This window comes from Serratia sp. PL7 (assembly GCF_945957435.1).
In genome coordinates this window covers 195813-201812 of the sequence record NZ_CAMFLB010000018.1, presented here as the reverse complement: position 1 = coordinate 201812, position 6000 = coordinate 195813, and the positions used below count along the sequence as shown (strand labels likewise).

At 54.9% G+C, this 6000-nt stretch carries 4 protein-coding genes; all 4 read right to left on the bottom strand.

The window, feature by feature from the left end:
* Positions 1 to 2: 2 nt before the first annotated feature.
* Complete coding sequence (gene cra / locus N6G83_RS40170) at positions 3 to 1007, bottom strand: catabolite repressor/activator (RefSeq protein WP_021179314.1); 1005 nt, start codon at positions 1005 to 1007, stop codon at positions 3 to 5.
* A 281-nt stretch (positions 1008 to 1288) separates the two neighbouring features.
* On the bottom strand, positions 1289 to 1783 hold the full coding sequence (gene ilvN, locus N6G83_RS40165; RefSeq protein ID WP_021179312.1) for an acetolactate synthase small subunit: 495 nt from the start codon (positions 1781 to 1783) through the stop codon (positions 1289 to 1291).
* Complete coding sequence (ilvI, locus tag N6G83_RS40160) at positions 1783 to 3501, bottom strand: acetolactate synthase 3 large subunit (RefSeq protein WP_024527178.1); 1719 nt, start codon at positions 3499 to 3501, stop codon at positions 1783 to 1785. Before ilvI ends, ilvN begins: the two co-directional genes overlap by 1 nt.
* A 318-nt stretch (positions 3502 to 3819) precedes the next feature.
* Positions 3820 to 5625 carry an AMP-dependent synthetase/ligase gene (locus N6G83_RS40155; RefSeq protein ID WP_074028479.1) on the bottom strand — a complete coding sequence of 602 codons (1806 nt, stop codon included), beginning with the start codon at positions 5623 to 5625 and terminating at the stop codon, positions 3820 to 3822.
* Between the last annotated feature and the right edge of the window lie 375 nt (positions 5626 to 6000).

Below are 6000 nucleotides of genomic sequence, written 5' to 3'. Positions count from 1 at the left end.
CATTATTTGCGGCTCAGGCTGCCACGGCGGAACAGGTTACGGCGAATGCGCGTCATACCCGGTTTAGGTTTGCGCGGTTCATCCAGGCTGGCAAGCACCAGCTCCAGCACCCGTTCGGCAACATCACGGTGGCGCTGAGCCACGGCAAGCACCGGGCATTCCAGGAAATCCAATAGCTCATGATCACCAAAGGTGGCAATCGCCAGATCCGCCGGTAAACGCCCACGCTGTTTCAGCGTTACGTCCATCACGCCCTGCAACAGCGAGAACGAGGTGGTAAACAGCGCCTGTGGCATCGGATGGGTTTTCAGCCATTCCGCAAACAGCACACCCGCTGCTTCACGTTCATAGCTGTTGGCATACAGATAATCCACCTGCCGCTCATCATCCTGCCAGGCCTGGCGGAAACCCTGCTCACGCAAGAAGCTGACCGAAAGCTCAGGCAAAGCTCCCAGATACAACACCGACTTGGCGGGGAAAGTGCGTAACTCCTGTGCCAAGGCAAAGGCGTCTTCCTGATCGGCGCCCACCACGCTGATAAAGTGTTCACGATCCAGAGCGCGATCCAACGCGATAATCGGGAAAGGATCGTTAGCCCAGCGTTGATAGAAAGGATGCTCCGGCGGTAACGCGGTGGAGACGATGATCGCATCAACCTGGCGTTGCAGCAGGTGCTCAATGCAACGCATTTCATTATCCGGCTGATCTTCCGAGCAGGCGATCAACAGTTGGTAACCACGCTGACGCGCCTGGCGCTCCAGGTAGTTGGCGATGCGGGTATAGCTGGTATTTTCCAGATCCGGGATCACCAGGCCGATAGAACGAGTGCGGCCTGCACGCAGCCCTGCCGCTACGGCATTCGGGTGATAATTGTGCTCCCTGACCACGGCCATCACTTTTTCGACGGTTTTATCGCTGACACGATACTGCTTCGCCTTGCCGTTGATGACATAACTGGCCGTAGTGCGCGAAACGCCTGCGAGACGCGCGATTTCATCCAGTTTCACGTTAACCCCTTTAAATGACTCTCAAAATGACAATGGATCGTGTGGCGTTGTTTACCCCACGCTTTCAATATACGACTAAACATGCAGCGAACCGAAAGCAGAAGGGTAATGAGTAACCATGATAGTCACTATGGTTATTCAACCCGTAATGGCGATCTAACAGCAGAAAACACGGCCGAGCAACCGCTTTCGCCCAAAGGTGCCAGCAAATGGGCAAAAAATTAAAAAGAAAGGGCGCAGCAAACCTGCCACGCCCCGGATGCAGTGCAGAAAACCCGCTATCAGCGCATAATCTTGTCGCCGCGCGACACGCCAACAATCCCCGATCGGGCCACTTCAACGATTTCTGCCACTTCACGTACGGCGTTGAGGAAGGCATCCAGCTTGTCGCTGGTCCCCGCCAACTGCACGGTGTAAAGCGAGGAGGTGACATCCACAATCTGGCCACGGAAGATATCCGTGCTGCGTTTCACCTCTTCACGCCCGTAGCCACTAGCCTGCAGCTTCACCAACATGATTTCACGCTCAACGTGAGCCCCCTGCACCAGCTCACTGACGCGTAAAACGTCAACCAGCTTATGCAACTGCTTCTCTATCTGCTCCAGTACCTTTTCATCACCCACCGTCTGGATCGTCATGCGTGACAAGGTTGGGTCATCGGTAGGAGCAACCGTCAGGCTTTCGATGTTGTAGCCACGCTGAGAGAACAGCCCGACGACGCGCGACAACGCACCGGATTCGTTTTCCAGTAATACCGATAAAATACGGCGCTTCATCAGGTTCTCTCCGTTTTGCTTAGCCACATTTCGTCCATGCTTCCACCGCGGATCTGCATTGGATAAACATGTTCGGTCTCGTCGACGGTCACATCGACAAACACCAGACGTTCTTTTTCAGCCAGCGCCTGCGCCAGCTTGCTTTCCAGCTCATCCGGGGTACGAATGGCGATGCCAACATGGCCATAGGCCTCGGCCAGCTTGACGAAGTCCGGCAAGGAATCCATATAGGACTGAGAATGGCGGCCAGAATAGATCATGTCCTGCCACTGCTTCACCATGCCCAGGTAGCGGTTATTCAGGTTGACCACCACTACCGGCAAATTGTACTGCAGAGCCGTGGACAACTCCTGGATATTCATCTGGATGCTGCCGTCACCGGTGACGCACACCACCGTTTCGTCTGGCAGTGCCAGTTTTACCCCTAGGGCGGCTGGTAAGCCAAAGCCCATGGTGCCCAGACCACCCGAGTTGATCCAACGACGCGGTTTATCGAACGGATAATAAAGCGCGGCAAACATCTGATGCTGGCCAACGTCGGAGGTGACATAGGCATCACCCTTGGTCAGGCGGTGCAGCGTTTCGATCACCGCCTGAGGTTTGATGGTGCCACTGTCTTTGTTGTAGCCCAGGCAATCACGTGCGCGCCACTGCTCAATGGACTGCCACCAGTCACGCAGCGCATCGAAATCCTGCGCTTTGTCCTCATGCGCCAGCAGTTCCAGCATCTGCGTCAGGACCTGTTTGGCATCGCCAACGATAGGAATATCGGCATCCACCGTCTTCGAAATGGAGGTCGGGTCGATATCGATATGCAGCACCGTGGCATCCGGGCAATATTTGGCCAGGTTATTGGTAGTGCGATCGTCAAAGCGCACCCCTACGGCAAAAATCACGTCGGAATGATGCATGGTCTTGTTGGCTTCATAGGTGCCGTGCATGCCCAGCATACCGACGCTTTGGCGGTGAGTCCCGGGGAACGCCCCCAGCCCCATCAGCGTACAGGTGACCGGCAGGTTCAGCTTTTCCGCCAGTTGCAGCAACTCTCCATGGCACTCCGAATTGATGGCACCGCCGCCCACGTACATGATCGGCTTTTTAGCCGCCAGAATGGTCTGTAGGGCGCGTTTGATTTGCCCGCGGTGGCCTTGCACCGTCGGGTTGTAGGAACGCATGCTGACGTCCTGCGGATACGCGTAAGGCATTCTTATCGCCGGGCCGACGATATCCTTCGGCAGATCGACCACCACCGGGCCAGGGCGGCCGGTAGAGGCCAGGTAGAACGCCTTTTTCAGCACGGAAGGAATGTCTTCGGTACGCTTGACCAGGAAGCTGTGTTTTACCACCGGGCGGGAGATACCCACCATGTCGCACTCCTGGAAGGCATCGTAACCAATCAGCGAGCTCGGCACCTGGCCAGATAGCACCACCATCGGGATGGAATCCATATAGGCGGTGGCGATGCCAGTAATGGCGTTGGTAGCCCCAGGGCCAGAAGTGACCAGCACTACGCCCACTTCGCCGGTCGCTCGTGCATAGCCATCGGCCATATGCACCGCCCCTTGCTCGTGGCGTACCAGAATATGATCGATGCCCCCCACCGTGTGCAGGGCATCATAGATATCGAGTACCGCCCCGCCCGGATAGCCGAATACATGCTTAACGCCCTGATCGATCAGCGATCGGACGACCATCTCGGCTCCTGACAATATTTCCATGGGTTTGCCTCCAGGCTTACATAGCTTGTTCTTGTCTGACGCCGGAACGTAGCGCCTGTCCTGTCTGGGGCATGGCCCCAAAAATCTTATGGACGTTTTGGACTCTTAACATAGCGTCAGAATATGGGGCAGGCAAACGGCAAAATGGCTTATCACCGGCAAGGGTATTGCCATCAGGCTGGAGAAGTGCGGCTTGGCAAAACTATGCACTAGCTGAGCGGTTGTTCATCTAGGCATTATTTCGAGGGTGGGGGTAATTACAGAACTAAATCAGGCAAGGGCGACTGGGGATTTTTCGTCCGCCTGCCGCCCCTATCATCACTTTTCCTGATACATCGACTCTATCTCATGCTGATAACGCTGTAGGATCACCTTGCGACGCAGCTTCAGGGTCGGGGTGAGTTCCCCCAATTCCATCGAGAAGGCCGCCGGCAGCAGGGTAAATTTCTTCACCTGCTCAAACAGGGCTAACTCTTTTTGCATCTCCCGCAGACGCTTTTCGAACATTTCGATGATATGGCTGTTGCGCAGCAGTTCGAGCCGATCCTGATACTTCAGATTGACCGATTTGGCATACTCTTCCAACGACTCGAAACTTGGGACGATCAACGCGGAGACAAATTTGCGTGCATCGGCAACGATCGCGACCTGTTCGATAAAGCGATCCTGCGCCAGGGTGCCTTCCAGCATCTGTGGCGCAATGTATTTGCCGCCGGAGGTCTTCATCAGATCCTTCAGCCGCTCGGTAATAAACAGGTTGCCGCTATCGTCGATCATGCCGGCATCGCCGGTTTTCAGCCAGCCGTCAGCGGTAAAGCTATCGGCCGTCTCCAACGGTTTATTGAAATAGCCGCGCATCACGATTGGCCCCCGCACCTGGATTTCATTTTCATCGCCAATGCGCACTTCCACACCGGGCAGTGGCTTGCCGATCGAACCAAATCGGAAGTTGTTTTCTTCCCAGCAGGAGACCGTGGCACAGGTTTCCGTCATGCCGTAGCCGTATTTGATGTTGATGCCCATCGCCTGGAAAAACAGAATCACGTTGTCATCAAGTTTGGCACCGGCCGCTGGCAAGAAGCGCACCCGCCCTCCCAGGATCCCCCGAAGCTTGCTTAACACCAGCTTGTCAGCCCAGCGGTGAGACAGATCGAACAGCTTGCCTAACGGTTTCCCTGCCCTTTCCTGGAGGAACTTGCGTTCACCGCAGACGATGGCCCAGTGGAATAAGGCACGCCGCAACCAAGGCGCACGAGCGACCTTTTCATGCACCGCACTGAAGATTTTTTCATAAAAGCGTGGCACTGCGCACATCAGGGTCGGTTTGACATCGGCCATCGCTTCCCGCACCCAGTCGGTATTGGGCAGATAAACGTTCTGCGCGCCCGAATGCATGATAAAGAAGCTCCAGGCACGTTCAAACACATGTGACAACGGCAGGAAACTGAGGGAAACGTCATCCGCGGTTACCGTCAGGCGATCGTCATGCAGTTGAAGCTGTGCGGCCATATTGCGGTAATCAAGCATCACGCCTTTCGGCTCTCCGGTGGTGCCTGAGGTGTAGATCAGGGTAAACAAGTCCTGCAAATCGCGCTCGGCGATTCTTTGCTGACGCAGGACATCGAAACGCTCGATATCCGCAAGACGTTCGAAATGATGCAGATGTTGAGCAATCTCACAGCCGCGCAAATCGGCTGAAGCATCAAAGACAATAATATGGGTCAGTTGCGGGCATACGCCACGCAGCGCAATCGCGGCATCCAGCTGTTCTTGCTCGCCGACAAACAGAATGCGGATATCCGCATCATTAACGATAAATGCCGCCTGAGCCGGAGTGTTGGTGGCATAAAGCGGCACGCTGACCGCCCGCAGTTCGAGGATCGCCAGATCGGCCAACGACCAGGCCATGCTGTTGTTGGCAAAAATCGCGATACGTTCCTGTACTTCGACGCCCAATGCCAGCAAGGCGCAGGCAATATGTTGCATATGCGCCCCGACCTGCGACCAGGTCAGCCGTGTTTCTCCCTGCGGGGACCACTGACGGAAAGCCGTATGTTCGGCACGGTTAGCAATGTGATGCTGTATACGTTCGACCTGATGGTAATGCTGCAAGGTATTGGTCATAGCGCTCTATGCCTGAAATTAATCAATCAGTTAACCGCGATTGGAGCGGAAGCTCTCACATCTCAGCTTACACGTGTTTACTTTTTTTGCGCAGTCTACCTAGTCTCCGGCTGTGGGAAAAGGGATTTCAGCGTAGAAGTGTGAGCCAAAACGCGCTTGTGCTCACTTCTCTTGATCTTGGACAAAAGGGAGTGCAAAAGGTTTACGCCAAACAGACAAAGTGGGATCGACGACCAGAAGGGAGAGGTGACAGCTTAAAATAGCGGCGGTATCCTTTGGGGCAGAATAGAGTTTCACTCGCTCAAATTAATTAACCCTGGTGGGTGAATGATATTTCCACGGCGTTATTAGCCGGAATTATCTTAGTTTTACTTG